Genomic DNA, 23,499 nt, shown 5'->3' with positions numbered 1-23,499 from the left:
AGCATCATATGGAGGCACGTTTTGGAATACGATCAAAATGAATCGGACCGACGCTTTCGGTCTGTTTTATGTATCAGCCTTGGCTGCCAAAAATTGGAATTGTCAAATTTAGTCTGCTCTTATTTTCTGATGCCGCCCCCCTGTTTGAGATTGTGAAGTATGGCCAAGGGGGGCCGGTCCGCCGGCCGCAGTGGTGAAAATGATAATGTTAAAAGCGTGTTATTTTTTTGAACCAGTTTGCCCACTTCAAGGTGATGAAGCGGTTTGGAGGAGTCCCAAAATCACAGCCCCGCTGGTTCGGCAGGACTACTCCTCATGACTGTGTTCCATAGCACAGCCATAGATACCGGCGCCATCAGAAAAATCAGAAACAGCTGATGTGTCATGAGACCGCTTAATAAAAATCTCATCTCCCCATCAAAAACAGTTGGCTGCATTTTTTTACAAGAACACAGCGAAAAACTTGTTTTCATTATAAAAATGAAAATAAACAGCACAAATGGAGCGTCTACAGCCAGACCAGAGATTTGAATTGGTATGGATGAGAGGATTTTATACTTGTTTTCACAAATATAGCCAAACCTCTGGAATGGCGGGTGTGCTTATCTCAAAAGGCATGAGCATATGGGGCTCTTCCTTTTGTGATCCATCGGATGACTAAATTATAGCACTCTAAGTCACCTTATTGTAAATTATTACGGTAAAAAATTATCCGTTTCGGTAAAACCTGAGACAACCATGACGGTTTGGGTAAATATACAGAGAATCGTCAAACGCTGCGCCGCACTTGCTTATCCACCCCTTTTCCATTATAATGTAACGGAATACACAGACAGGAGATGACATTTTGAACGCTTTCAGCAAAAAAATCTATCTGGAGCTGCCCGCACCCGGCCCAGGGGACATCACCGCCGACCGTGAGCGGCTCCTGCGGGGCCTTGAGGCTGTCTTTTCACCGCTGGCGCTTTCCTATAAAACCTATAAAAAATACGCGGCGGTCTGCCGCGAAGCCAATTTCAGGATCACCTGCACCCTGGTTTACGCCGGTACACAGTGGGAGCTTATGCGCATTGAGGCGGGCGACACAACCTCTGAAAACTACGGGCTGGCCGTGGATCTTGGCAGCACGACGGTTATCATGCAGTCCATCGACTTAAACACCGGACAGATCCTGGCAGAGAAAAGCCGCTTTAACGAACAGATTGCCTACGGCGATGAGATTCTAAGCCGCATCTTTTATACAAAGGGCCGGCCAGACCATCTGGATACCCTTCAGGCAAGCACGGTTCATACCCTCTGCGCCCTTCTCGATGACCTCTCAGCCCAAACCGGCATTGCGTCCGAGGCCTACAGCATCATGATGGTATCCGGCAATACCACCATGACCCATCTTTTCCTCGGCATTGATCCCTGGCCGATTTTTGAGCTTCCCTTTACGCCAATGTTTAACCACACGGGCTTTATCCCCGCTGAGGATCTGGGCCTGCCCACCGGCGGATTGGTTTACTGCATGCCCTCGGCGGCCAACTACCTGGGCGGCGACATCATTAGCGGACTGCTGGCAGCCCGGCTCGACGAGCAGAAAAAGCCCTCGCTCTTTATCGACATCGGCACCAACGGCGAGATGGTGCTGGGCGATGAAAGCTTCCTGATCGCCGGGGCTGGCGCGGCCGGGCCGGCCCTGGAGGGCGGTATCAGCAAAAGCGGCATGAAGGCCGGGCCGGGCGCCATTGACCATGTGTCCATTGCAGACGGCGTTCTGTCTTTTACCACGGTCGGCAATGCGCCGCCTAAGGGCATCTGCGGCTCCGGCATTGTGGATCTGCTGTCGGAAATGCTGCTGAACGGCTGGATTGATTTCTCCGGAAAGCTAAACCCGGATGCCACCGGCCGTATCGTCACCACCGATGACGGCTGTGCCCTGCGCTACGCGGACGCGGATAAAACAGCTGACGGCGAGCCCCTCTTTTTTAACCAGACCGACATCACCCAGTATCTGGATACCAAGGCGGCCGCCAACACCATGGTGGCCTATCTTCTGGAGGCTGCGGGCATCGGCCCGGGAGACATTGACCGGGTCTTTATCGCCGGGGCTTTCTGCGCCCATATCAACCTGGAGGCCGCGGTTAATATTGGCCTTTATCCTGACCTGCCGCCCGAGCGCTTTACCGTTCTGGGCAACAGCTCGCTGACCGGCGCCCGGACACTGCTGCTGGACTATACGCTGCTGGAGACCGTCCACACCTTTCAGCAGAGCATCCACTATCTGGAATTTGGCGCGGCATCGGACTTTCTGACCCGTATGTTCGCCGCGCGCTTTCTGCCCCATACCGACCTGAGCCTTTATCCTTCGGTGCGTCTTCGTTTGAAAGAACACGGCGTCCTGCGCTGAGCATAAAAAATCCCACGAGCCCTCGTGGGATTTTTTGCTTATTTCGATCTTTTTTCAGGCATTTCCAAGCCCTCCAGGGCACGGTTGATAAAGGCGTTAAAGGGCTTGATACGTCTGAACACATCCACGGCCTCGTCCAAAAAGGCCTGCCGGTCCAAAAACAGGGCGTCCTCTACCGGGTACTCCACATACCAGGACTTATGCTTTAAGAGCTCGCCGCAGGGGTGCGCTTTGTCATAGCCCCGCGGCACATTCTTCAGCTTTTCACCCCGCAGGATCAGCTTTTCAGAGAAGGCGGGGCTGTCTAAAATCTCCTGAAAGGCCCCATCCCCTGTGGCGATCTGTTCGCGGATGCGCCTGGTGATTTCCGGCATCTTGGAATGAAAGACACCACCGCCCAGAAAAATCTGGCCCGGCGCCACAAACAGATAGTCTCCCACGGGCACCATGCCCCTGCCCTGCGGCGTAATATGCGCCCGGAAGGACGGCGCGTAGGGGCTTTTATCCTTGCTGAAGCGGGTGTCCCGGTTCAGCCTGAAAACCAGGCTGCCGGGGTTTACCAGGCCCAGGCCCGGCTCGTCAGGCAGCATCTTCTCCATTAAATCCGAAAGAAGGCTGACAAAGGCGGCGCGGGCCGCCTTGTACTCGGGCTGGTGGCCGTGCATCCATTCCAGGGAGTTGTTATCCCGCAGCTGTGCCAGAAAATCCAGTATTCTTTCATTGTCGTTCATCTTAGATTCTCCCTGCTTTCTGAATTGAGGCCATCGAATCCGAAGCCACCAGGCTGTCGATAAAGGCCCGGGCATTTTCCGGCACGCGGTACTCCGGCAGGCTTTCAAACACACCGGCCAGGACATCCATGTTTTCCATTTCTTTTTTACAGACTTCCAGGGCGCTGTACTCCAGGTTTGCCGGGTTCAGGCGCTTCTGCCCTACGGCGTAGCCAAGGCGCTTATGGCAGGCGCACATGCCGCTGCCGCTGAGGCCGCAGTATTTTTTCAGGAAATCATTGACCTGCCTGCGGATACGGGAGAGCTTCTGCCGGTAATTTTCCGGCGTGGTGTCAAAAACGGCTGCGCCCATGGCGCTGTCGATCCTGAACATGGCGCCCAGCACATAGATACAGCGGCTTTCCGCGTCCAGGCACTGCAGCATGACATTGGTACAGGAGCGCTTCAGCTCCTCTGCCAGAAGCCCGGCGTCCACCCCGGCCTGGGGGTCCGGGCACTGCTCGGCCATCCCCTGCTCAATATCGCGGGCATAAAAATCAAAGGTGAGGGGCTGACGGTCGAACCGTGAGCGGCGGTAGTCGACCAGATAGTTTTTGGCAATGCGGTAAACCCAGGTGGAGAAAAGGCTCTCGCCCTTAAAGGATGACAGGCTTGTCATGACCCGGATCATGATCTCCTGGGTGGCGTCCTCGGCGTCCTCAATCATGCCCATCATCCGCAGTGACAGGTTAAAAACCATATCCTGAACCGATTCCAGCACGGTCCCCAGGGCTTCCTTATCTCCCTCCAGGGCACGCCGGATAAAAGTGTTCATCTCTTTTTCTGAAATCATTGTGTTTCCTCCTTTATGCTTCTTATACTGGATTAGACGACCGCCAAAGCCTGTTGTGACAAAATTTAAGTATTTTTTTCTTTTTTTCGCCTCAATAAAAAGAGCCGCCGCCAGGCCGCTCTCACTGTTCTCTATCCGGCGAACACATAGCCGTTCTTACTGTTTTTCTTGCGCTTATACAAGGCCAGGTCGGCCGAACGGATCAGCCCGCTGTAGGTATTGCCGTTGTCCGGCGCCAGGGCAATGCCGATACTGACGGTGATCCTGCATTCGGGAATATCCATGACGGGCTGTACAACGCTCTCACAGAACTGCTGCGCGGTCTGGCGGATGCTTTCGTGATCGTCGGTCTTTTGCGCAAAGACCACAAACTCATCGCCGCCCACACGGCCCATGACGCTCTGTCCGCCAAAGCTCTGGCGGATGCGGTCGGACAGGACCTTGAGCACGGTATCGCCTGCCAGATGGCCGAACACGTCATTAATCTCCTTAAAATCGTCGATGTCGATCATCATCAGAACGCCCCCAACACCCTGCTCCAGCCGGGTGTTGATTTCCTGCTCGGCGCTGACTCTGTTTAAAAGGCCGGTTAGAGAGTCTAACTGGGCCAGCCGCCTGAGCTCGTTGGTTTTCTGCTCGAGGGCGTGGCGGAATTCCTCGTTGCGCTTTTCCGTAATGGTTTTAGGGAAAAACTCGCCCTCCAGCTGCTCAAAGTTGGGCACGGAGTGGTGCAGATGAACCACCTTAAAGGTATCGCCGCTGACCCGCAGGATCAGGGAAAAGCGGGTGTGCATGGCTGCGACCAGGGGGTTATCACTGGCCTCGTGGGCGTCAAAGCCTCCAAAAACAACGACAAGGGTATCGCTCATGATCCGGGCCTCATACCACTGGTCGTCGATGGTAAAATGCCCGTTCCACTCCTCTTCCTCACCCAGGAGCGCTGCGTGAACCTGTTCCAGACTATAACAGATTTCGCCGTCTCCGGTTCCAATATAGGAAGCGTTATCATCAAACACCTTTGTCAGCTTCAGAAGATCGCGGTTGATGAGATAATCCTCCCATACGGATTTTGCAAAGGCAATGGCCTTTTCCTCAATCTTTTTCATATACAGGCTCCTCAAGTTTATCATTATATCTATTATACAGTGCTTTGATGCCCGGGGCAAGGTTTAATTAGACTGCAAAGCCGTCATCTGGGTCGATCCGGCCTCTTTCAGGCCGGGGTACGCCGTTTCGACGTATCCCAGCGGTCTGGGAAGCGGCCAAGGGCAAGACTGCGCTTTTTATCCAGATAAGAAAAAAGGTCCAGGCGCTGTGGTACACGGCCAGGAACCCTGCTGCTTTACCGGAACAGCCGGACACTGGAAAGATAAAGCATCCGCTTGAGTGAAGAAGCTGCCTGCCCGCGTGCAGGCCCGCAGGACGCTTTTTTCTTCCTTAGGTAAAAAGCTTCGTCTCTCAGTTTCTACTGCACGGGGTACGCCGTTTCGACGTATCCCGGAGCGTTTGCCATATAAAAAGCAGGAAGGCTTCTGGGGGGAAGCCTTCCTGCTGGCTGTTAAATGTTTACGGTTTAATGTTAAAAATTTTTTTGAAGGGTTATTTTCTTTTAAATTATTGATTCATTGATGAGTAGCCGGCGGCAGTGTACCGCCGGCCGTAGAGGGGTGATCATTTCACTTGGAGAATGAAATCATCGGGTTACGCATCAGACTATGCGTCCAGCTTGCCTTTGCGGTGTGCTTTAATATACTTACTACAGTAGTTGTCCTTGCCCAGAAGCGCTGTGGAGGTGATAATATCCGCCATCATCTTGCCGTTGGTGGGGTCAAGCACATAGCCATCCATCCCCAGGGTCATTGTCTGGACTACAAACAGCCGGTTCAGTATACTGCGGTTCGGCAGGCCATAAGAAATGTTACTTAAACCGCACATGAAGTGTACATCGGGGTAATCCTGCCGGATCTGCCGGATGGTGTCAAGCACCTCTTCCCCGGCGCTGGTAACACTGCTGATCGGTTTGACCAGCGGGTCAAAGTACATGTCGTCATCGGCAATGCCCTCGGCCTTGAGCTTGGCGTAAAGGTTCTTAACGACCTTCATGCGGTCTGCTGAGGTTTCCGGCATACCCGTGGAATCCATGCACAGCACGACGATTTTGGCGTTGTACTTTTGAATCAGGGGAAGTACGGACTCGTAACGCTCGTCCTCGTCAGAGATGGAATTGATCATGGGGCGGCCGTTCTTACACAGGGCCAGGCCCACGTCCAGTGCCTTGGCGTTGGGGCTGTCAATGCACAGGGGGGTGTCTACCTCGTCCTGGACAAGGTTGACCAGCCATTCCATTATTTCCAGTTCATTTTTGACCATATTACCGCAGTTTACGTCAATATAGGTCGCGCCGGCGTCTGCCTGCTTTCGGGCAAGCTCCCGGATGAACGCTTCATCTTTGTTATTTACCGCCTCCTTAACCGCGGGGCGGCTGGTGTTAATGAGTTCACCAACAATTGTCAGCATCTGAAATGCCTCCTGTTCGTCATATTTTATGCTAATCTTCTGTCTGCTACATGGCCATCATGCGGTCACAGAGCTCAACCGCGGTGGAGGCGTCTTCAGAGTAGCCGTCCGCTCCCACATCATTGGCAAATTCCTGTGAGATGGGCGCGCCGCCGACGATGATTTTCACATCGCCCCGGATGCCAGCGTCGTTGATGACCTTGATGGTATCGTCAATTTTCATCATGGTGGTGGTCAGCAGTGAGGACATGCCCACAATGTCTGGTTTGTGTTCCTTGATGGCGGCCACAAACTGGTCCTCCTTCACGTCCACGCCCAGGTCGACCACGGTGTAGCCGCGGCTTTCCATCATCAGAACGACCAGGTTTTTACCGATGTCGTGCAGGTCGCCGTTGACCGTGCCGATGATGACCTTGCCCTTGGTGGGCATATCGGCGTCGGTGATTAAGGGCTTAACCACCTGCATGCCCTCGTTCATGGTATCTGCGGATTCCATGACTTCCGGCACAAACATCTCGCCGCTTTTAAACAGCGGGGCCACAATGTTCATACCGCCGATGAGGCCGTCGTTGATAATGACGGTGGGGTCGATGCCCTCGTCCACTGCCTTCTGTACCAGGCCCTTGATCTCATCCAGTTCGCCGTCTAACACACAGTTTTGAATATCTTCTAAGATTGCCATTTTTATATCCTCCGATTTTTTTATTCCTGATTAAAGATTAAAGCTGTTTACCGTACTTTTCGCATCCCCGGCGTGCCCTGTGTAAGGCCCCCGCCGGAGAGGGATTATCCAATTTTATCGTGAAATTTTACCGTTGTTTTAGAATATTAAGCCTTTAAGCCATAGCCCTCAGGATGCCATTTGTCCATGTCCAGCTCGGGTTTGATTTCGGCGTAGAACTGTTCCGGATCGTCTGGAATCTTGTCCACGGCTTTTTCCATCTTGTCGAGCCATTTCATGTCGCGGCGGTCTGCCTTGACCTTTTCGGCCTTGATGGCGTCGCGCAGCTCATTAATGGTCAGCTTGGCGGCCAGCTTGGTTCTCAGGAAGTTATCCTGCTCCTTGACCAGCTCGCCGGCGATCTTAAGCACAACGTCCGGTCTCAAAACCCATGCCTGCACGTCCAGCGGCGCGTCGGACTCGGTGAGCAGGTCGCGCATGATCAGGCCCTGGCCCTTTTCCTTGGCCACGTTCATCAGGCGGCAGTCGTACACGAGCTGTTCCATCCCTACCACAGGCGCCATCTCGGATAACAGCTTGACCTGCTGGATGGATTCATTACTCCAGGTATCGGCCACGGCTGCCGCGATGTTGCCCACCGGGCTTAAATGCGCGCCCGCCGCGCTCTTGCCTTCCATGGCGATGGGGCTGCCGGTGATGGCCTTGAGGTATGGCCCTTCGTAAGCGCAGTCCTTGCTTGGCCCGACCGCGCCCTGTTCAAAGGCGACTAAGGCTCTCGGCACTGCCACGACACGCATGACGGCTGCGAACACATGGGGGATAAAGCCTTTTTCGGCCAGCACCATGGCGGTGTTGGCAAAGCCGCAGGCCGAGTCGCCCGCCGCGAAGCAGCCGTTGGCATCGGATAGTTTAACCAGGTTGCCCCAGAGGTATTCCATGTCCCGGCAGCCCAGGACGCCCATGGCGAAGATGGCCTTGCGGATATCGGCCTTTACCAGGGCTTCGTCATTGATTTCCTTGCCCCCGGTCGATTCGATGGACAGGAAGTCTGAACCGTCCTTGGCACACTGTTCGTACAGCTCCAGCATGGTATCCCAGTATTTTCCGCCGCGCATCACCGGAGGACGGCTCATTTCGCGCAGGTCGTTGGGGGTTGTTCTCAGGGCGGCCTTGAGGCCGTACTTGTCTGCTGCTTCCTTGATGCTGTTGATCAGGATGCGGTTGGCGTCGATCCCATACTGGGGGTGCTCGGTAAAGTCCGGCACGGTTTCAAATTCGACGAGTACGCCCGGGGCGTAGAGCTCTGCCGCCCGTTTGAGCACGCCGTCGATGATGTTGGAATAGATGCCCAGCGCCTTGTCGATGGTCGCGTCATTGACATCCATGCCAGGGAGCGTGAAGTTGATTTCCGGATAGACGGTGCCGCCGCCGATGACCATGCCGCTTTTGGTGGTGACAGGGTTCGGGCAGGTGCCGTAGATAAAATCATCCAGATGATTAATTGCCAGTTTATCAAATTTCTTTGCCATTTTTGTATCCTCCACTTTTTAGTTCGTTGAATGCTGAAGGGAGTCCTTGTAACAAGGGTTGATGACGATGAACCCGGCCATCTCCACCAGGCGCCGGAAAATCGCGTTTCCGTCCTCCTGTCCATCTCCATAAACAGGGCCAAGGGTGATAGCGCCGGACTTCAGATCATCCAGTCCGCTGCCGACGACCGGTTCCAGCCGGTTTTTCACTTCTCTAAAAAGCTGGCCCGCCAGTAATAAATCCCCGGCGAAGTACTCCCCAGCCTCAAAAAGTGTTCCGACCCGCTCCGTTCCCCGCCGGCAGGCCTCAATCACACATAATCCTTCTTCCCTCGATGGATCTAAAGCTAAAAATTCTTCAACAAACACCATGAGCTTTTCATCTTCCAGATTCGCCATCAGATTTGTGACTACTTTAAATTCCATAAGAGCCTCCCTAATCCTAAATTACACCTTTTAAAAGATCTCTCTAACTCTTTAATACACTCCTCTTGATTGAAATATACATCCTTATAACCCCGCGGGTCTTATTAAATAATTATTTATGTTATTATCATACACCCATCGGGGACATCTGTCTTTGGACGATTTATATATTTTTCGGTAATATCTTGCTTTTTATAATTATCTTACTAAAAAACCATCAAAAAAAGGCTTTATTCTTTTAAAATAAAGCCTTTTTACATGATCAGTGCTTGTGGTGGTGGTGCTCGTGTCCGTGCCCGTGGTGGTCGTGGCAGATGGGGCAGGCCTCACCGTCGTCGTGGTGATGGTGCCCGGAGGCTTCCTCGGTAAAGGCCTCGGTCACACGCATGACCACCTGCGAATAGTCCTTTTCCACCAGCAGCCAGGAAAGGTTCAGGCACTTGCGGCTTTCCTCGGCGGAAATGCCGCTGACCAGTGAATTGATGATCATCTTCACCTGGCGCGAGGCCTCCTGCCCGCCGGTATACTCGTGATGCACGCCGGTCAGGGCGTTGACACAGCTGAACTTGATAAAGGCCGTGTCCGAAAGCTCTGCCAGCCCTTTGATATGGCCGATAAAGGTCCCCTCCTTCTCAGAGATGCGCCTGGCGTACACACCCATGAGGCTGCCGATCATTTCCTCCCATTCCTCTGGCGTCATGGGCGCATCGGACTGGAACTGAACCTGAAAAACCGCTGGTATAAAATCATTTTGATACATTATTTTCTCCTGCCTAACGGACTAAGTATGTCTTGAATGCCGGTGTCAGCCCGCTGCTGACATCCATCTTAAAGACCGGCAGCCTGTCCTCCAGGCCCCGGATCATGCCCTCCGCCTCGCGCACCGCGTCTTTGGGGGCTTCGTCGATTTTGTTGATCACCACTGCCCGGGCCAGGCCCAGAGAGCTTTTCAGCAGGCTGTTCAGCCGTACCCGGTACAGGTCTACCCGCAGCGGATCAAAGATAAACACATTGCGGATATCCTCGGGGGTATAGCCGCAGTTTTCCATGGACGGGTACATCGAGGCCGGATCGGCCATGCCCGAGGGCTCAAACAGAATATAGTCGATGCCGTCATATTGCTCCAGAAGATGGTTGATGGTGGCCTCCAGGGTCACCTTCAGCGTGCAGCACACACAGCCCCCGAACAGGTCCAGCACATCATAGCCCAGCTTGCGCATCTGCCGGTTGTCGATGCCCACCTCGCCAATCTCATTGACGATGATGGCGCACTTTTTATTTTCAGCGGCCAGCAGCTCGATGGTTTTGAGCAGCATGGTCGTTTTGCCGGAGCCTAAAAACCCTGTAAACAGGATGATGTCCGGTCTTTTTTTATCCATTTTTCACACCTCACTTGTCCCAAAATAGCCGCTGTCCCTGCCCAGAATCTGGTTGACCACGTCGATGGCCCCAAAAATATCCTTGCCGTAGCCGTTGGCGCCCACCTCGTCGGCAAAGTCCTGGGTCACAGGACCGCCGCCTACGATGATCTTCACCTGGTTCCGCAGGCCTTCGTCGGTCACCTCACGGATCACGTTGCGGATCTCGCCGATGGTGGTGGTCAGCAGGGCGGACATGGCTAAAATATCCGGCTTTGATTTTTTGATGGCGGCCACAAAGGTGGCGGGCGGCACATCAATGCCCAGGTCAATGACCTCATAGCCCTCGCCCTGGAGGCTCCAGGTCACCATGTTTTTGCCGATGTCGTGCAGATCGCCGGCCACGGTGCCGATGACCACCGTGCCCTTGTGCTGGCTCACCGCCCTTGTGAGCAGGGGCTTGAGCACATACAGGCTGGCGTGCATGGCCCGGGACGACATCAGCACATCGGGGATGTAGATCTCCCCTTCCCTGAACTCCCGGCCGATTTTGTCCATGGTCGGTATCAGGGCCTTCTTAATGATGGCCTCCGGGCAGATTTCACGCGCCAGGGCTGTCTCGGTTTTGCCCTTCACATACTCTGCGTCGCCGTCCACCAGGCCCTGCTGTATTTCCAAAATAATCTGATCCATGCGCTACCTCCCTTTACACATGTTTTTCGTGACTACCGGCTCTGCCTGAACTGTGTTGGCGTCATGCCCTCGTTTTTCTTAAACACCTTTGAAAAATAACTCGCGTCGCTGTAGCCCAGCCGCACGGCGATCTCGTCGATTTTATACCGCGGGTTGCCCAGCATCTTTTTGGCCTCCTCCAGCTTGACCCGGGTCACATAGTCCATGACGGTCATGCTCTGGCTCTCCTTAAAAATACGGCTGACATAGTAGGGGCTCAGATAAACCGAATCCGCGATTTCCTCAAGGGTGAGGTTGCGGTTGTAATGGTTGCGGATAAAGCCCTTGATGCCCTCGATGGCCGAGCGGTTTTTAGACTTGCTGTTGGTCTGAAGCGCCTCAAAATAGCGTTCCAGCACCTTCAGCGCCGCGGTGTTGATGTCCTCGGTCGAGTAGCAGGTGCCAAGCTCCTGCATAAAGGCCGCGTTGATGGCAATGGGCATCTCCGAATTGACGCCAGCCTCCACCGACGCCCGGGAAACCACCACCGCCAGCTCAAAGACCCGCGCCCGCACCACAGCCAGGTTATCCTGCCCGGCTTCAGCAAAGATGTCGGCCAGCATGACCTTGAAAATTTTGCGGCATTCGTCCAGATCGCCCAGCTTGATCTTGCCGATCAGGCTTTTTTCCTTTTCGATGTAATAGTTCAGGCTCTGGCTGTTCAGCTTTTCCTCCAGGCTTTTGCGGGTGGCGATCTCATCGTTCAGGAGCGTCTGCTGCAGCTGAAGCTCTTTTTTGCGCTGCATGCTCTGCCAGGCCGCGTTCACAATGTAGTTAGCCATGACGGACAGCAAAGACGCTGCGCTCTGCACCTTTTCACCCGACACCACCTGCAGCTCCTTGGCCGCTTTAAACAAGGGCTCAAAGTCGTCGGTGAGCACCCGGTTCATCTCCTCCAGCTCGATCCAGAAAAATTCCTCGGGCTCCCACATGAGCACCTGCCCGCAGATCACGCTGCCCAGATGCTCGCCGTCCACGATGATGGGCGCCGCCCATTCCACCAGGCCGCCGGGGCAGCGGAAAATATAGGGCTCGTTAAACAGGGCCGCCTGCTTGCCCGCCCGGGCGTAGGCGCCCTTGCAGCGCTGGATGCCCTTCTGCTTTTCAAGCTTCCAGATCAGCTGGCAGAAGCTGCAGTTGATCTGGGCGTCCGCCTTTGTGAAAATCGAGCGCCCTCCGGTGTCCACAATGTTGGCGGTCAGGCCCGTCACATTGGTAAAGGCATCCAGAATCTCGACCAGCAGATTTTTATCCACGAGCTGCAAAAGGTGCGCCCGTGTGGACGTTCCGCTCTGGCCCGCCCCTGCAACGCCGTTTTTCATTTCCAAGCCTCCTTGATTTTCGTTTTCATCTGATGCTATCTTTCTATCTATAGTTATATAACAAAAAAGGCGCTGTGGATAGGAAATTTCTTGTCATTTCCTGTACTATTTTGTGCTTCCTTTATGGCATAGAAAAAGCGGCAGAGGACACGCGGGTCCTTTACCGCTGACGCTGAGCAGGCTGTCAGAGCCTGCCCTTAATATTTTTCATAATGCACCCGGTCTTCTTCGTACCGCGATTCCACCTCATAGGGCCGTTTGGCGTAGCCAAAGGGAAGAATGGCATAGGGGCGGATGTTCTCCGGCAGCTCAAAGACCTTTGTGATGTGGTCCATGCGCTCCTTAAGTGGGGCCACGCCCAGCCATACCGCACCCAGCTCCTGGCTCACAGCCTCTAAGAGAATGTTTTCGCAGGCAGCGGCCATATCCTGCTCCCAGTGCTCAGGAAAGCGCATTTCATTGGTATTGCCCAGCGCCACGATGGCGGCTGGCACCTTGGCCACAAATTTGGCGTAGGGATCGGTTTCGGACAGCTGCTCCAGTGTCTTTTTATCCTCGACCACAATAAATTCCCAGGGCCGCTGGTTTCCTGCTGACGGCGCCTGCATGGCGGCCTTTAACAGCATTTCTATTTTTTCCTTTTCGACCGGTGCGTCCTTAAAAACCCGCACGCTGGCGCGGTTAAAAATCTCGTTCATATCATATCCTCCTATGTGTTAAGCTCTTATAACTATTATATACCCAATTTCAAAAAAGGAAATGAAAATTTTTAAATTTTAAGCCGTTTTTTTCAAATAAAATCACGGATGCTTTCGGCCGGGACGCTGGGGCCGCCTGCCGGGCTTTCCTCGGCCAGGGTCTGAACAGCGGTTACCGCTGAGGCGGCAGCGCTTCCACGGCTCTGAAGGAGCGTCTGTGTGGATTGAAACAGCCCTGCAAGGGCAGCAGTCATTAAAATCAACAGTGCGAGCACCATAATGGTCAGCTGGTCTGTCTTTTTGGTTTTTGTCATTTCGTACACCCCCAAGGTTTATTTCCTAAATCTGTCCTCAGTATAACAGATCATTGTGATCTTTCTGTGAATAAATTCTGAAATCTTTCTGAAGATTCAGATTTCCACATGGATATAGCCGCTGTGGTAATAGGGCAGCACATTGAGCCCGCAGTCCTCTGCCCCGGCGGCCAGATCGCCCACAGCCACGCCCGGGCAGTACAAATCCGCGGCGCAGCCCCGCTTGTGAAAGGACCAGCTGACGCCTCCGACCTCCTCGTTGCGGGCCTCACACCGCACGCCCGAGGTGATGATGACAGGCTGCCCGAAAGAACAGCGCAGGGCTTCGAGCTTCTCTAAAAGCTGCGGCGCCATTTCGCAGGGCCAGCCGTCACAGTAGCCCGGGCAGTCGCATCGGTATTCCGACATGGCAAAGTGGGGCGTGGCCATCACAGCCGGCGTCTCTGTCCCGGCACTGTCCGGCGGAACGCCCGCCTCCCCCTGAGGCGTTGAAAAATCTGGTTCTGGGGGCTTTTCCGGTTCTTCCGGAGCCGTTGGCCGTATTGCCGGCTGCTCCGGTATTTGAGTGTTTTGAGGGCTTTTAGCGGCAAGGCTTCCCAAAAACACCAGCGAAACCGCCGCGCACACCAGGACCAGTCCGACGGCAAGGGGTCTTTTCAATCTTTCCATATTATTCCTTTCTGTTTTATCCATGAAAAAAGGGGCTTACGCCCCCAGAAGTGCCGGCCGCGCCGCTTCTTTTACGCGGCCTCCTCAATGACCACATCGGTCTTGGTGGTGTCGGTTCTCACCGCCCCGGTTACCTTGACCAGGCCAAAGCCGTCGGGTAAGAAAGCGCCCTGGTCCACAATGGCCTGAGCCCCTGTCTTGACCTCGGCATCGGTGATGCCCTCCTTGTAATCGGGAATGGTGATCTTAAACTCCTTCCCGTCCGCGCGCTGAAAATAGATGGTTAAATCCTTGCTGGTTGTTGCTGCCATGTTTGTTTCCTCCTGTTGTTTTAATTTTAGTACCGGTCTGCGGCACGATAGGGGCGTCGCGCCCTGCCTTTAGGCTGTAGGGAACCACGCCCCCGTGGTTCCGCGCTGTTTTCCATTGAGAACCTGTTGAAATCACTATGCGATTTCAACCAGTTCCTCCGCCGTCACCTTCACCTGTTTTTCCCGGATGGGCTCCTGCATGCCGGCAATGGCCTTGGCGGTGTTCACAAAGGCGGCGTCGGTGACGGCCGGGTCCACATCGCCGTAGGTCTTAGAGGACTTGACGATCTTCCCCTCCCGTTCGCCGTGGTTGACGGTGATCTTCATGCCGACGGATTCTACACTTTTTTCAATGGTAGCCATTTTTCTTACCTCCTGAATTGTTTTTTGTGTCCGGCGTTTTGCCTTACACCTATACAATCCGTTTTGGCGGCACAAAAAGAACATCCTTCTTTTCAAAAAATCCTTTTTAAGCTTTCCCTAAGCTTTAACCGCTTTTCGGAGCTTTTCAAGGGCGCTCCGGCAGGCCCTGCTCATCACAGACGGGCTCACGCCCTCCGCCCTTGCCAGCTCGGCAAGCGTCCCCTTCTGCAGAAAAAAGTATTGAAAGGCAGCCTTCTGGCGCGGCGGCAGCTGCGCATAGGCCTCGAGCAGCCGCCGGTTTTGCTCCCTGTAAAGGCAGAGCGCCTCCACGTCTGTTTTTTCATCTAAAATCAGCTCGATGAGGGCAATGGCGCCGCCCTCCTTATTGATCTCACGGTCCAGCGATTCCTCCGGCGTGACAGACCGGTCAAAGCGCCCCTCGCGCCGCTTTTTAAAGTAATGGGTGAGTCTTGAGCGGACAAACACCTGAAAATAAACCCGGGCGTCCGGCTCAAAATCATGGGCGGCCTCCAGAAAAACACAGGCCGCGTCCTGGCAGGCATCCTCGTAATCCGCCGGATCGTACACATACTGTTTTACGATGGTCAGAATCAGCGGCTTAAAGCTCATGAGCAGCATTTCCCTGGCGGTCTGGTCGCCCTGGCCGGCTTTGCGCACCCATTCGTCCAGGGCGCGGTATTTTTCATCCTTCAAGTAATTCCCCCTTTCGGGCTGTCTTTCTAAAACAGCGCGTCATCCTCGCGGATATCCTGTATGGCAAACACCACCTCGGGATGGGTGCCCTGCAGGGCGGCCAGATAGTCGTTGAACTGATCCTCGGCCTCATCCGCATCCCTGGCGTAAAAGCCAACCCGGACCCGGCACTCTGCCGTGACCAGATAGGCCCGCTTTCTCCGCACCAGACTTCCTCCCATACCGTAACGATTTGTGGACAAACTGCACCTCCTGAATCATAAAAGATTAATAGATAATATTATTGAATAGATTATTAATGGCGGACACGGGCGTCCGTGATTCTGCCGCCACTTTTGCCATTTTGCCAATATTGCGGACATAGCTGTCCCCGAATCCGGATTTGTGAAATTTTCAGCCTGACTTATCCACATACCCGTAGACAAGGTTTTTTTCACCGGAAAGACTGTTAAGCACGACAGGGGCCACGTTGCCGGCAAAGGGCACCAGGGTATAAAAGCCAACCTGTTTGTTTTTAATGGCCCGCTGGTATTTCAGACGGCCCGAGGCCTCCAGCTCACTGCGGTAGCGGCGGATATGGCGTTCAGAGCATTTGAGTACCCGCTCGAGCTGCATGGGCCGCACCCAGAACTGCACCCGCCACAGCCACCGGCCATCCAGGTCCGGCAGGGCGCAGGCGTTGCACCGGTACAGCAGGTAATGCCACAGGGCGATGGCCCCGGGCGACAGCTTCTGCTCATTCGGCAGACCAGCGTGCCATTCATAAAAGGCGTCGAGCTCTGCGAAATAGTTTATGGCCTTCCCTCCTTATCCCAGGTTAAAAACCAGTCCACCAGACAGGCCTGCCCCCGGGGTGTTACACGGGTCACCGACCAGAGCGTCCGGCCGTCCTTACCCACAGGCTTTCTAAAAGAGCCCTCCTCGATCTCAAAATAGCCGAGCTCCATGGTCCATTGCAGCGGCTTGTTCCAGCTGCCTTGCTGGGTGCTTAAGAAGCCGCCGTCCCGCAGCTTTATGAACAGGCGGTTCCGCCCGATGTTCACGCCGTTCTGGCGCAGTAGCTTTGCCATGTCCCCCATGGAGATACTGCCCTCCGAGGCGGTGATGGCCTCGCCAAAGGCCGCGGCGGGCTTTAGCTCCCGGACCCTGTTTTCCAGCTGGCTGAGCTTCGCGCTCAATACCCTGTTCTTAGCCGTCTCGGCCCTCAGCATGGCCATCAGCTCCCGCATAGCCTCGGGATCGTCCTGCACCCGGTCCATGACCTCTTCCTCCATATAGGCGCCATGCCGGCGGATACTGGGCAGAATAACGGCGGTCACATAGTGCTTAAAGCTCTGGGCCTCCGGGCGTGTGCTGCCAAAGATCAGGGCGTACAGGCCGCTCTCGTTGACGACCAGCATGCTCTGGGGATGCCCGTTGGCGTCGGAGATCCGCCGTTTCGACGTATCTGCCGGGTTGACATGGCGCCTTACAATGTTGGAAGCGTCCCGACTGTAGCCCAGGGCGGCGCACACATCGGCAGCCACCAGCCATTCCCGGGCCTCCTGACCTCCGGCGGTCTCCTGCTCCACCAGCGTGCGGATTCTGCCGAAAAGCGCGCTCTCAAAGGTCTGGGTAAAAATTGCCGCGGCCATTTTACATTTCCTCCCTTTCGATCATGACAAAATACTGTTCCTCGTGGTCAAGTGTTGTTTTAAACACCATGCGCCCCATTTCGACGCTGTCCAGCAGCAGCTCCACGTCGGTGGTGGCCCGCAGAGCAGGGTTTCGAAGCGCCTCCCAGTCCCCTTCAAAAAGATGATCTGTCTCTGTGCCTGGCACCTCGGTGACCGTACAGCACTCCCGGCTGCCGTCAGGCTTTATGGTTTCCAGAACACACCCGCCGCCTGGGGCCGTCACATAAAAATCCAATGGATTGCTGCTCACAAACATGCGAACCTTTGAGAGGTCCCGCACCAAGTTCATGCCCTCTAAAAACTCCGGCGTCGCCTCAGGCTTCCAGCCCTCGGGACGGCAGGCCCTGGGGTTGTCCACCGAAAAGACCGGCGGGATAAAGCCTGGCACTTCCTCCGTACCCGAAAGACCCAGATACTTTAAAAAGTTCGGAAGCGGCGTAAGCTCTCTTGCCGGAACATGGGTCTTTTTCGCTTCGCTCACAGCTGCTGTGGCGGATGATGGTTGGTTTTGGTTCATATCAGAACCTCCTTAAAAATTTTTCCTAAGCGATCACCGCTGAGGTTGAGACCATTATACGAAATTACCAGACCCCGGTCACGGTTCACTCAGCACCGAAAAGGCCACCAAAAAAGCAAAAAAGCCCCTGCAACAGAGACTTTTTTGATGCAAAATGCTATTATTTTGTCTTTATTCCGCTGTTTTTGAGCTTTTTCTCCACCTGAAGACAATCATTAAAATGCCTGCACCGCAGGCACTCCCCATCCCGGACAATGGAAAAGCCGCTGCCCGTCAAAAGCATCTGATCCGCCAGAAGTGCCTTGCACAGCGCAGACCCCTGCTCGATTTTTTTCTCCATGGTTTTGATGCTGCTGGCGTAACAAACCGCCATTCCACTCTCAGCCACAACACACCGCCGCTCTCGGTCGTGCTCTTTAATTAAAAAAAATCCGGTCGACGTAACTGTTTCCCGTTCCGTCACCGGGCAGGCTCGTGTGAGCAGGCATGACCTGAAGGTTCTTGCCGATATAAAAGCAGAGGTTCCGCTTTGTTTTAAAACGCTTCGCATTGGCCCGGGCGCAGGCAGCCACATCCTTTTTAAAAAAGCGCCCGATCCCGTTGACCAGACGTTTGGGTGTGCAGGGCCACAGCGTGACCGAGCCGTCCCGGTACACAATGCCCGTCATGGGATCGGTGAGCGCGCTGAGGTTCAGATACGCCACCGGCGCCCCAAGCACAGGATCGCGCACCAGCCGCGCCAGCTGATCCTCCGTCAGGTAAAACTGCCCGTTCCCCAGCCCAAAGGCCGCGTGCTCCAGATCAATGCCCGGAAAACATTCAAGATTGCCGAAATTTTTCATTTTTTTGCCTCCATATAGATAATATTTATGTGAAACCACTCCGCCCTGTTGGGTAAACGGTTTACATGTGGGGGAAGAAAAACCGGCAGACGGAAGACATATTGCTATGCTTTCGCTTGCCGGTTGGGGTGGAAAGCGTGGGGGATAATAAATTTATATCCAAAATTTTTCTTTTGGTGGATTAAGGGCTATTTCACTATTTTTATTACTGATTTCATATATTTTATTCGCTATAAAAATATCATGTAGTGATATACCAATATTATATACTATAATGCGTTCTTCATTATTAATACGGCCTTCCATTTTTCCTAATGCAACATCCGTTACTTCTGAAAAATATTTAAATCTATCAAAAAACTCAAACCCTTTTACATGTTCTTCATCATCTGCATATACTTTGTCAAAAAATAAGTCGCAATTTTTAAACCCTCGCGTATGTATTGGAATCACCAGACATCCCGGTCTGTAGTTTTCTTCTTTTGCTAAATCGTCGTTTGTATAAGTAACTGCCGAGATAACAACGTCACTTTTTGAAATTACTTCATGATAAGTATCATATATTTCCCATTTTACATTTGCATAATTTTTAAATCTTTCTTTAAATGATAGGTGTTGACCCTTATAGCGATATAGATTAAAAGTAAAATTATTATCTTTATAAATTTCTAACAACATTTGTATTGTAGCCCTTGATGTATTTCCTAGACCAATGATACCTATCGTTTTAAAATCTTTTTTAGCAAAAGTCTTAATTGAATATACTGCAACTGCTCCTGTTCTTACAGCCGTTATGAAATTCCCATCTAACAATGCTTTACATTTTCCAGTATTTAAATCATAAAGCAAAATTTGACTATCTAGTGATGGTACTCTCTGAGGATAGCGGCTGACGACTTTTACACCAGCGATATTGTATAAAGGTAAGATTGAAGGCATTGTATTATAAAAAACACCTTCTTCCATCTTCATACTTAATTTGGGTGGTAAAATCATTTCATTTTTCTGTGTAATAATGGTTTCTACCCAATTGAAAATTTCTTTCCAACTAATTTTTAATTTAATTATTTCATTATGACTGATTATTTTCATTTGTTATTTATCAGTTCACTCAAAGCCATTAGTAATACACGATTGTCTTTATCGTTTCTAATTGCTAAACGGATGTACTGTCCTCCATTAAGACCTTTTTTACTAGAAATATCCTTTATTAATATGTTTTTTTGTGCTAATAACTGTTTGCTCAATTCTTTCGAATGAACGCCACTTATTAATTCACATAAAACAAAATTAGCTTGGGTAGGAACTATTCTTATACCTTTAAGATTAGCCAATTTATCAAGAAATTTTTTTCTTGTTTCTCGGAAATTTTTTAATCCATCTTGATAATCGTTTTTATATTTTTCACAAATCTGCATATAAAATTCTGCAAATGAATTAATATTCCAAATAGAAACATCTTTTTTTATTTTTTCTATTATAGTGCGATCCGATGTAGCCAAAACGCCTAATCGTAAGCCTGGAACACCAAAAGATTTAGAAATACTTTTGATGACGATCAAATTAGGATACTTTTCAATGACTGTTTCATCAAGCAATGAACTGTTTTCTTCGTCCGAAAAATCGACAAAAGATTCATCGATAATAATTTTAATATTTTTATTCTTTCCCCACTCGATTAAATCGATTAAGTCATCTTTAGGAATATAGTTTCCTGACGGGTTATCTGGGTTAATAACTGAAAGGGCCGATATATTTTTTGTATCAAAATATTTTTTTAAATTACTAACACCATATGAAAAATCTTGATTATCAGGAATAAATATTTCAAGATCTTTTTCATCTCGTCGGTTCGGGTATTCTTCAAAAGTCGGCATTACAATTCCAAGTTTTCCATCAATCATTTCCATAAGTGACTTGATTAGCTCAGCAGCACCGTTACCAATGCATATTTGATCTTTATGAAGCCCAAAATATTTTGCGGCAAGCAAACTATTGACTTCCATGCCCGATGGATATTCGCTGATTAAACGGTCAAAGTTAGCCTTTATCTCATCTAATAATTTCTGATTTGGAAAAAAGGGATTAACCAAATAACAAAAATCCAGCATGTGAGGATATCGCCAATAACCGCCAAATCGCTTTTGAAATTTCTGTAAATGAGCTTCTTCGGTCGCAAAAATGGATTCTGCTATATCTAAATCCTGAATATCATCAATTTCATACCAAATTTCATTTTCCAGCGGTAATGCTTTAATTTCAGGCCTTTCTAAAAGGGTAATAACCTTTAAGACCTGTTCATAATACTCATTATGTCCTAAAGCTTTACAATAAGCTTCCAAAAAAGGGACGTAATGTGTTTCTGAAAAAGACTGGCTAAACTTATAGATATTCACTGTTTTATAATATTTAGGAATATCCTCAAATACAAATTCTTTTTTACCAAGAAACTGTTTTATGCTTCTGTCCTCACCCAATGTAACAACTGTTCCATCCATCCAGCTCTCGTATTTAGCGACAAGCGCTAAACTTGGATAAGGATCTTCAATGATTTTTTCAAGGAGTGCGTCCTCAAAAATCAAATCGGATTCCAACAAAAGTGTGTCATCTTCCAATAGATATTCTTTCGCCATGTAAAGTGAATAAATATTGTTTGTTTTGTCATAAATTTCATTATTCACATACTCAATTCGCGTGTTGACCGATAACGTTTGAATATAGTTGATTAGCTGCTGTCCGCGATATCCGACAACAATGACAATTCGCTCAAGGCTAAGGCTGTCTAATTGAGAAAGCATCCGTTCAATCATTGACACGCCGTTTACTTTTACCATACACTTTGTATTACCATCGGTTAATTCTTTCAGGCGTTTTCCCATACCTGCTGCTAGGATTATTGCTTGCATTGTTTCTAACCTCTTTTCTTAACATAATATCCAAATTGATCCTTTAATTCATTCCATGCCGGACCTTTTTCGCTTACCCAATTCGGATTTGGTATTTTCCATGACTTGCCATAAATATCTGCTAAGTATTCCTCGCTATTTTCTGGTACTCTGTATTGAAGTCCTTTTATTTCAATGATTTTTGTTTTTATAATTTTATGAGACTTTAATGCACTTACTGAAAATTCAAGGTTGTCTTTGTATTGATAAGAAGGTTTGCGAAAATAAACATATGAAGTGGCTATTTCTTTGTTATTCGAGTACAAAAAAAAGTCTATTCTTATGTTTTTATATATGTATGTTTTTTCTGTTATTTTTTTGTTCAATAGAAACTGGTGTAAGAACTTAAAACCATTTTTCTTTAATATTATTTCTAATTCTTTCCATGAAAAATTTTCATTTTCAATAATTCCTATATCTATATCTCTATCATGTTTTAAAAGCTGTCCCTCTCGTATTAGCCCTAATAATGAACCATAAGTATAAAACCATGCGAAATTTGTATTACATAATGCTTTATTAATTTGCATACATATTTCAAAACCAAATTTTTGTAATGTCTTTTTTTCCTTTTCTTTTTCTTTTTCCCATTTGTACTCATTAACTTTATGAACAGGTCCATAAATACATTTAATCTGTTTTAATTTTTGTTTCAATTGATACCACATACAAACTCCTAATTAACCTTCATTAGATCTTTATTTTTCCAAACAATAAACAGTCGATATAATAAGCATAAACCATCTGCCACTGAACTCAGAATAGCCAATGTATATACATTCAACCAACCGCAAAAATAAAAAATACATAAATTAAACAAATGAATCGTTGTACTAAAATAGATCGAACGATTAGCCTCTTTTGCCAATCCCATGGCACTTAGCGTTGGAAAACCAAACAAATAATTCGGCAACGTTATGATTGCTAATGGTAAAAGTGCTCTCAAAATATTTCCTGATTCAGAAAACTCTGAACCAAATATGATGACACATATTTCTTTGGCAAAGATAAAAATGATTATTGTACCAATACAGATAACTGGCATAAAAATTTTGAGCATTTTTTTTATTAGTTTAAAGTCTTTATTTTTTACCATATATGGATAAACACTATCTGAAATAGGTGACAGGGCACTTTTTCCTGTTGTTATTAATTTATCCGAAGCCGTGTAATATCCTACCAAAGAACTGTTATTACCAATCATGCCCAAAATCACTGTATTTGTTGCGGTATAAAGTGTTGACATAATCCTTGATAAAAAAAAGGAAGCTGATTTTTTAAAAGTTATACCTATATCGGTTTTATTAATTTTTAAAAATCGAATCTTAAGCCGATTTTGTATATGCCAATTTGACCAAAAAACCGCAATCAAGTTCCCTATTCCGATCAAAATCGGAACCACAATATAATCTTCGGGCTTTTTTAAAAATATAAATATTAAAATTGTAAATAATCCTTTAGTAAACAGTGTTCTATAAGTTATATCAGACATTCTTTCTAACCCTCTGTATAAATAATCAGGCAAAAAAGAATTTATAACCGTTCCGGCAAGATACAGAAAATAAAGTAAACTGTCCTCTCTGAATTTAGTGAAAATAGTGCATAGTATCAGCATAACAGCAAACGAAAAGAAACCAAAAATTATTTTTAAAACAGTTACTGATGTATATACTTTTGAAATTATCTTCTTATTTTCACGATTTAATGCTACCTCCTCTGTAGCAGAAAGAATAAACCCAAAATCCGTAAATAATTGAAAATAAACCATTAGAGCAGTGGCTAATCCTATTTTTCCATAAAACTCTGGCCCCAAAACTCTTGTTTGATATGGTACAGTTATAAAGCTAAAAAAATAGTTTGAAAACTGCAATACATATAACATTATAGTATTTTTAATAAGTAATTTATTTTTTCTCACGAAAATACCTT

The 23,499-nt window shown here is 49.6% G+C and carries 29 protein-coding genes; 2 read left to right on the top strand and 27 right to left on the bottom strand.

All coding sequences use genetic code 11. The features are described from left to right. The first annotated feature begins 847 nt into the window (after nt 1-847). The gene (locus I2B62_RS03665; RefSeq protein ID WP_195267614.1) at nt 848-2,392 is read left to right on the top strand and encodes an ASKHA domain-containing protein; all 1,545 of its coding nucleotides are present in this window, start codon (nt 848-850) and stop codon (nt 2,390-2,392) included. Between the two features lie 38 nt (nt 2,393-2,430). Here the strand turns inward: I2B62_RS03665 and I2B62_RS03660 are convergent, their stop codons facing one another. The 3 genes from I2B62_RS03660 to I2B62_RS03650 all read right to left on the bottom strand — a co-directional run bounded on the left by I2B62_RS03660 (nt 2,431) and on the right by I2B62_RS03650 (nt 5,061). Continuing rightward, nucleotides 2,431-3,123: a DUF2461 domain-containing protein gene (locus tag I2B62_RS03660; RefSeq protein WP_195267613.1), complete on the bottom strand. Its 693-nt coding sequence runs from the start codon at nt 3,121-3,123 to the stop codon at nt 2,431-2,433. A 1-nt stretch (nt 3,124) separates the two neighbouring features. Next, nucleotides 3,125-3,955: a sigma-70 family RNA polymerase sigma factor gene (locus I2B62_RS03655; protein WP_195267612.1), complete on the bottom strand. Its 831-nt coding sequence runs from the start codon at nt 3,953-3,955 to the stop codon at nt 3,125-3,127. 131 nt (nt 3,956-4,086) lie between these two features. After that, the gene (locus tag I2B62_RS03650; protein WP_195267611.1) at nt 4,087-5,061 is read right to left on the bottom strand and encodes a diguanylate cyclase; all 975 of its coding nucleotides are present in this window, start codon (nt 5,059-5,061) and stop codon (nt 4,087-4,089) included. Between the two features lie 280 nt (nt 5,062-5,341). Here I2B62_RS03650 and I2B62_RS20375 point away from each other — a divergent pair, with 280 nt between their 5' ends. Then, nucleotides 5,342-5,584, top strand: a complete 243-nt coding sequence (locus I2B62_RS20375; RefSeq protein WP_207735927.1) for a hypothetical protein — start codon at nt 5,342-5,344, stop codon at nt 5,582-5,584. An 84-nt stretch (nt 5,585-5,668) separates the two neighbouring features. On the opposite strand, the gene I2B62_RS03645 is transcribed toward I2B62_RS20375, so the two are convergent. The 24 genes from I2B62_RS03645 to I2B62_RS03530 all read right to left on the bottom strand — a co-directional run bounded on the left by I2B62_RS03645 (nt 5,669) and on the right by I2B62_RS03530 (nt 23,488). Further along, nucleotides 5,669-6,469, bottom strand: a complete 801-nt coding sequence (locus I2B62_RS03645) for a methyltetrahydrofolate cobalamin methyltransferase (protein ID WP_243259427.1) — start codon at nt 6,467-6,469, stop codon at nt 5,669-5,671. A gap of 49 nt (nt 6,470-6,518) precedes the next feature. After that, nucleotides 6,519-7,154, bottom strand: coding sequence for a corrinoid protein (locus tag I2B62_RS03640; protein WP_195267609.1), 636 nt, complete (start codon nt 7,152-7,154; stop codon nt 6,519-6,521). A gap of 146 nt (nt 7,155-7,300) precedes the next feature. Next, nucleotides 7,301-8,683: a methyltransferase MtaB domain-containing protein gene (locus tag I2B62_RS03635; RefSeq protein WP_195267608.1), complete on the bottom strand. Its 1,383-nt coding sequence runs from the start codon at nt 8,681-8,683 to the stop codon at nt 7,301-7,303. Nucleotides 8,684-8,701: 18 nt separating this feature from the next. Beyond that, entirely contained in the window at nt 8,702-9,109 is a 408-nt protein-coding gene (locus I2B62_RS03630) for a B12-binding domain-containing protein (protein ID WP_195267607.1), read from the bottom strand. A gap of 262 nt (nt 9,110-9,371) precedes the next feature. Then, nucleotides 9,372-9,869, bottom strand: coding sequence for a hypothetical protein (locus tag I2B62_RS03625; protein WP_195267606.1), 498 nt, complete (start codon nt 9,867-9,869; stop codon nt 9,372-9,374). 13 nt (nt 9,870-9,882) lie between these two features. Continuing rightward, nucleotides 9,883-10,488 carry a GTP-binding protein gene (locus tag I2B62_RS03620; RefSeq protein WP_195267605.1) on the bottom strand — a complete coding sequence of 202 codons (606 nt, stop codon included), beginning with the start codon at nt 10,486-10,488 and terminating at the stop codon, nt 9,883-9,885. 3 nt (nt 10,489-10,491) lie between these two features. After that, entirely contained in the window at nt 10,492-11,160 is a 669-nt protein-coding gene (locus I2B62_RS03615; protein WP_195267604.1) for a corrinoid protein, read from the bottom strand. A 32-nt stretch (nt 11,161-11,192) separates the two neighbouring features. After that, the gene (locus I2B62_RS03610; protein WP_195267603.1) at nt 11,193-12,521 is read right to left on the bottom strand and encodes a PocR ligand-binding domain-containing protein; all 1,329 of its coding nucleotides are present in this window, start codon (nt 12,519-12,521) and stop codon (nt 11,193-11,195) included. Between the two features lie 197 nt (nt 12,522-12,718). Then, complete coding sequence (locus I2B62_RS03605; RefSeq protein ID WP_195267602.1) at nt 12,719-13,219, bottom strand: nitroreductase family protein; 501 nt, start codon at nt 13,217-13,219, stop codon at nt 12,719-12,721. Between the two features lie 92 nt (nt 13,220-13,311). Beyond that, nucleotides 13,312-13,533, bottom strand: a complete 222-nt coding sequence (locus tag I2B62_RS03600; RefSeq protein WP_195267601.1) for a hypothetical protein — start codon at nt 13,531-13,533, stop codon at nt 13,312-13,314. A gap of 96 nt (nt 13,534-13,629) precedes the next feature. After that, a complete protein-coding gene (locus I2B62_RS03595) occupies nt 13,630-14,202 on the bottom strand; it encodes a D-Ala-D-Ala carboxypeptidase family metallohydrolase (protein ID WP_195267600.1) in 573 nt (190 codons plus the stop codon). A gap of 71 nt (nt 14,203-14,273) precedes the next feature. Next, entirely contained in the window at nt 14,274-14,513 is a 240-nt protein-coding gene (locus tag I2B62_RS03590) for a DUF2922 domain-containing protein (RefSeq protein WP_195267599.1), read from the bottom strand. 135 nt (nt 14,514-14,648) lie between these two features. Beyond that, nucleotides 14,649-14,876 (bottom strand): hypothetical protein, encoded by a 228-nt coding sequence (locus I2B62_RS03585; protein ID WP_195267598.1) that lies wholly within the window; start codon nt 14,874-14,876, stop codon nt 14,649-14,651. Nucleotides 14,877-14,993: 117 nt separating this feature from the next. Further along, a complete protein-coding gene (locus tag I2B62_RS03580; protein ID WP_195267597.1) occupies nt 14,994-15,590 on the bottom strand; it encodes a sigma-70 family RNA polymerase sigma factor in 597 nt (198 codons plus the stop codon). A gap of 26 nt (nt 15,591-15,616) precedes the next feature. Continuing rightward, the gene (locus I2B62_RS03575) at nt 15,617-15,832 is read right to left on the bottom strand and encodes a hypothetical protein (RefSeq protein ID WP_243259400.1); all 216 of its coding nucleotides are present in this window, start codon (nt 15,830-15,832) and stop codon (nt 15,617-15,619) included. 151 nt (nt 15,833-15,983) lie between these two features. After that, a complete protein-coding gene (locus I2B62_RS03570; RefSeq protein WP_195267596.1) occupies nt 15,984-16,226 on the bottom strand; it encodes a hypothetical protein in 243 nt (80 codons plus the stop codon). Nucleotides 16,227-16,381: 155 nt separating this feature from the next. Further along, complete coding sequence (locus tag I2B62_RS03565; protein WP_195267595.1) at nt 16,382-17,224, bottom strand: phage antirepressor KilAC domain-containing protein; 843 nt, start codon at nt 17,222-17,224, stop codon at nt 16,382-16,384. Nucleotide 17,225: 1 nt separating this feature from the next. Then, nucleotides 17,226-17,783 (bottom strand): hypothetical protein, encoded by a 558-nt coding sequence (locus tag I2B62_RS03560; protein WP_195267594.1) that lies wholly within the window; start codon nt 17,781-17,783, stop codon nt 17,226-17,228. Nucleotides 17,784-17,943: 160 nt separating this feature from the next. Continuing rightward, the gene (locus I2B62_RS03555; protein ID WP_195267593.1) at nt 17,944-18,171 is read right to left on the bottom strand and encodes a hypothetical protein; all 228 of its coding nucleotides are present in this window, start codon (nt 18,169-18,171) and stop codon (nt 17,944-17,946) included. 28 nt (nt 18,172-18,199) lie between these two features. After that, nucleotides 18,200-18,625 (bottom strand): hypothetical protein, encoded by a 426-nt coding sequence (locus tag I2B62_RS03550; RefSeq protein ID WP_195267592.1) that lies wholly within the window; start codon nt 18,623-18,625, stop codon nt 18,200-18,202. Nucleotides 18,626-18,778: 153 nt separating this feature from the next. Then, a complete protein-coding gene (locus tag I2B62_RS03545; protein ID WP_195267591.1) occupies nt 18,779-19,717 on the bottom strand; it encodes an ornithine cyclodeaminase in 939 nt (312 codons plus the stop codon). Then, on the bottom strand, nt 19,714-21,531 hold the full coding sequence (locus I2B62_RS03540; protein ID WP_195267590.1) for an aminotransferase class I/II-fold pyridoxal phosphate-dependent enzyme: 1,818 nt from the start codon (nt 21,529-21,531) through the stop codon (nt 19,714-19,716). Before I2B62_RS03540 ends, I2B62_RS03545 begins: the two co-directional genes overlap by 4 nt. Before the next feature lie 5 nt (nt 21,532-21,536). Continuing rightward, the gene (locus tag I2B62_RS03535) at nt 21,537-22,238 is read right to left on the bottom strand and encodes a hypothetical protein (RefSeq protein WP_195267589.1); all 702 of its coding nucleotides are present in this window, start codon (nt 22,236-22,238) and stop codon (nt 21,537-21,539) included. Between the two features lie 8 nt (nt 22,239-22,246). After that, the gene (locus I2B62_RS03530; protein ID WP_195267588.1) at nt 22,247-23,488 is read right to left on the bottom strand and encodes an oligosaccharide flippase family protein; all 1,242 of its coding nucleotides are present in this window, start codon (nt 23,486-23,488) and stop codon (nt 22,247-22,249) included. Nucleotides 23,489-23,499 lie beyond the last annotated feature (11 nt).

Source organism: Eubacterium sp. 1001713B170207_170306_E7 (assembly GCF_015547515.1).
GTDB lineage: Bacteria > Bacillota > Clostridia > Eubacteriales > Eubacteriaceae > Eubacterium.
This window is presented reverse-complemented; position numbering and strand designations above follow the sequence as displayed.

What these genes read in the sequence shown, in the direction of transcription:
- I2B62_RS03660 (WP_195267613.1), bottom strand. Translation starts at nt 3,123, where the DNA reads ATGAACGACAATGAAAGAATACTGGATTTTCTGGCACAGCTGCGGGAT.
- I2B62_RS03650 (WP_195267611.1), bottom strand. Translation starts at nt 5,061, where the DNA reads ATGAAAAAGATTGAGGAAAAGGCCATTGCCTTTGCAAAATCCGTATGG.
- I2B62_RS03565 (WP_195267595.1), bottom strand. Translation starts at nt 17,224, where the DNA reads ATGGCCGCGGCAATTTTTACCCAGACCTTTGAGAGCGCGCTTTTCGGC.
- I2B62_RS03545 (WP_195267591.1), bottom strand. Translation starts at nt 19,717, where the DNA reads ATGAAAATAATCAGTCATAATGAAATAATTAAATTAAAAATTAGTTGG.
- I2B62_RS03635 (WP_195267608.1), bottom strand. Translation starts at nt 8,683, where the DNA reads ATGGCAAAGAAATTTGATAAACTGGCAATTAATCATCTGGATGATTTT.
- I2B62_RS03620 (WP_195267605.1), bottom strand. Translation starts at nt 10,488, where the DNA reads ATGGATAAAAAAAGACCGGACATCATCCTGTTTACAGGGTTTTTAGGC.
- I2B62_RS03640 (WP_195267609.1), bottom strand. Translation starts at nt 7,154, where the DNA reads ATGGCAATCTTAGAAGATATTCAAAACTGTGTGTTAGACGGCGAACTG.
- I2B62_RS03540 (WP_195267590.1), bottom strand. Translation starts at nt 21,531, where the DNA reads ATGCAAGCAATAATCCTAGCAGCAGGTATGGGAAAACGCCTGAAAGAA.
- I2B62_RS03590 (WP_195267599.1), bottom strand. Translation starts at nt 14,513, where the DNA reads ATGGCAGCAACAACCAGCAAGGATTTAACCATCTATTTTCAGCGCGCG.
- I2B62_RS03625 (WP_195267606.1), bottom strand. Translation starts at nt 9,869, where the DNA reads ATGTATCAAAATGATTTTATACCAGCGGTTTTTCAGGTTCAGTTCCAG.
- I2B62_RS03615 (WP_195267604.1), bottom strand. Translation starts at nt 11,160, where the DNA reads ATGGATCAGATTATTTTGGAAATACAGCAGGGCCTGGTGGACGGCGAC.
- I2B62_RS03550 (WP_195267592.1), bottom strand. Translation starts at nt 18,625, where the DNA reads ATGAAAAATTTCGGCAATCTTGAATGTTTTCCGGGCATTGATCTGGAG.
- I2B62_RS03535 (WP_195267589.1), bottom strand. Translation starts at nt 22,238, where the DNA reads ATGTGGTATCAATTGAAACAAAAATTAAAACAGATTAAATGTATTTAT.
- I2B62_RS03605 (WP_195267602.1), bottom strand. Translation starts at nt 13,219, where the DNA reads ATGAACGAGATTTTTAACCGCGCCAGCGTGCGGGTTTTTAAGGACGCA.
- I2B62_RS03630 (WP_195267607.1), bottom strand. Translation starts at nt 9,109, where the DNA reads ATGGAATTTAAAGTAGTCACAAATCTGATGGCGAATCTGGAAGATGAA.
- I2B62_RS03560 (WP_195267594.1), bottom strand. Translation starts at nt 17,783, where the DNA reads ATGAACCAAAACCAACCATCATCCGCCACAGCAGCTGTGAGCGAAGCG.
- I2B62_RS03585 (WP_195267598.1), bottom strand. Translation starts at nt 14,876, where the DNA reads ATGGCTACCATTGAAAAAAGTGTAGAATCCGTCGGCATGAAGATCACC.
- I2B62_RS03610 (WP_195267603.1), bottom strand. Translation starts at nt 12,521, where the DNA reads ATGAAAAACGGCGTTGCAGGGGCGGGCCAGAGCGGAACGTCCACACGG.
- I2B62_RS03655 (WP_195267612.1), bottom strand. Translation starts at nt 3,955, where the DNA reads ATGATTTCAGAAAAAGAGATGAACACTTTTATCCGGCGTGCCCTGGAG.
- I2B62_RS03595 (WP_195267600.1), bottom strand. Translation starts at nt 14,202, where the DNA reads ATGGAAAGATTGAAAAGACCCCTTGCCGTCGGACTGGTCCTGGTGTGC.
- I2B62_RS03600 (WP_195267601.1), bottom strand. Translation starts at nt 13,533, where the DNA reads ATGACAAAAACCAAAAAGACAGACCAGCTGACCATTATGGTGCTCGCA.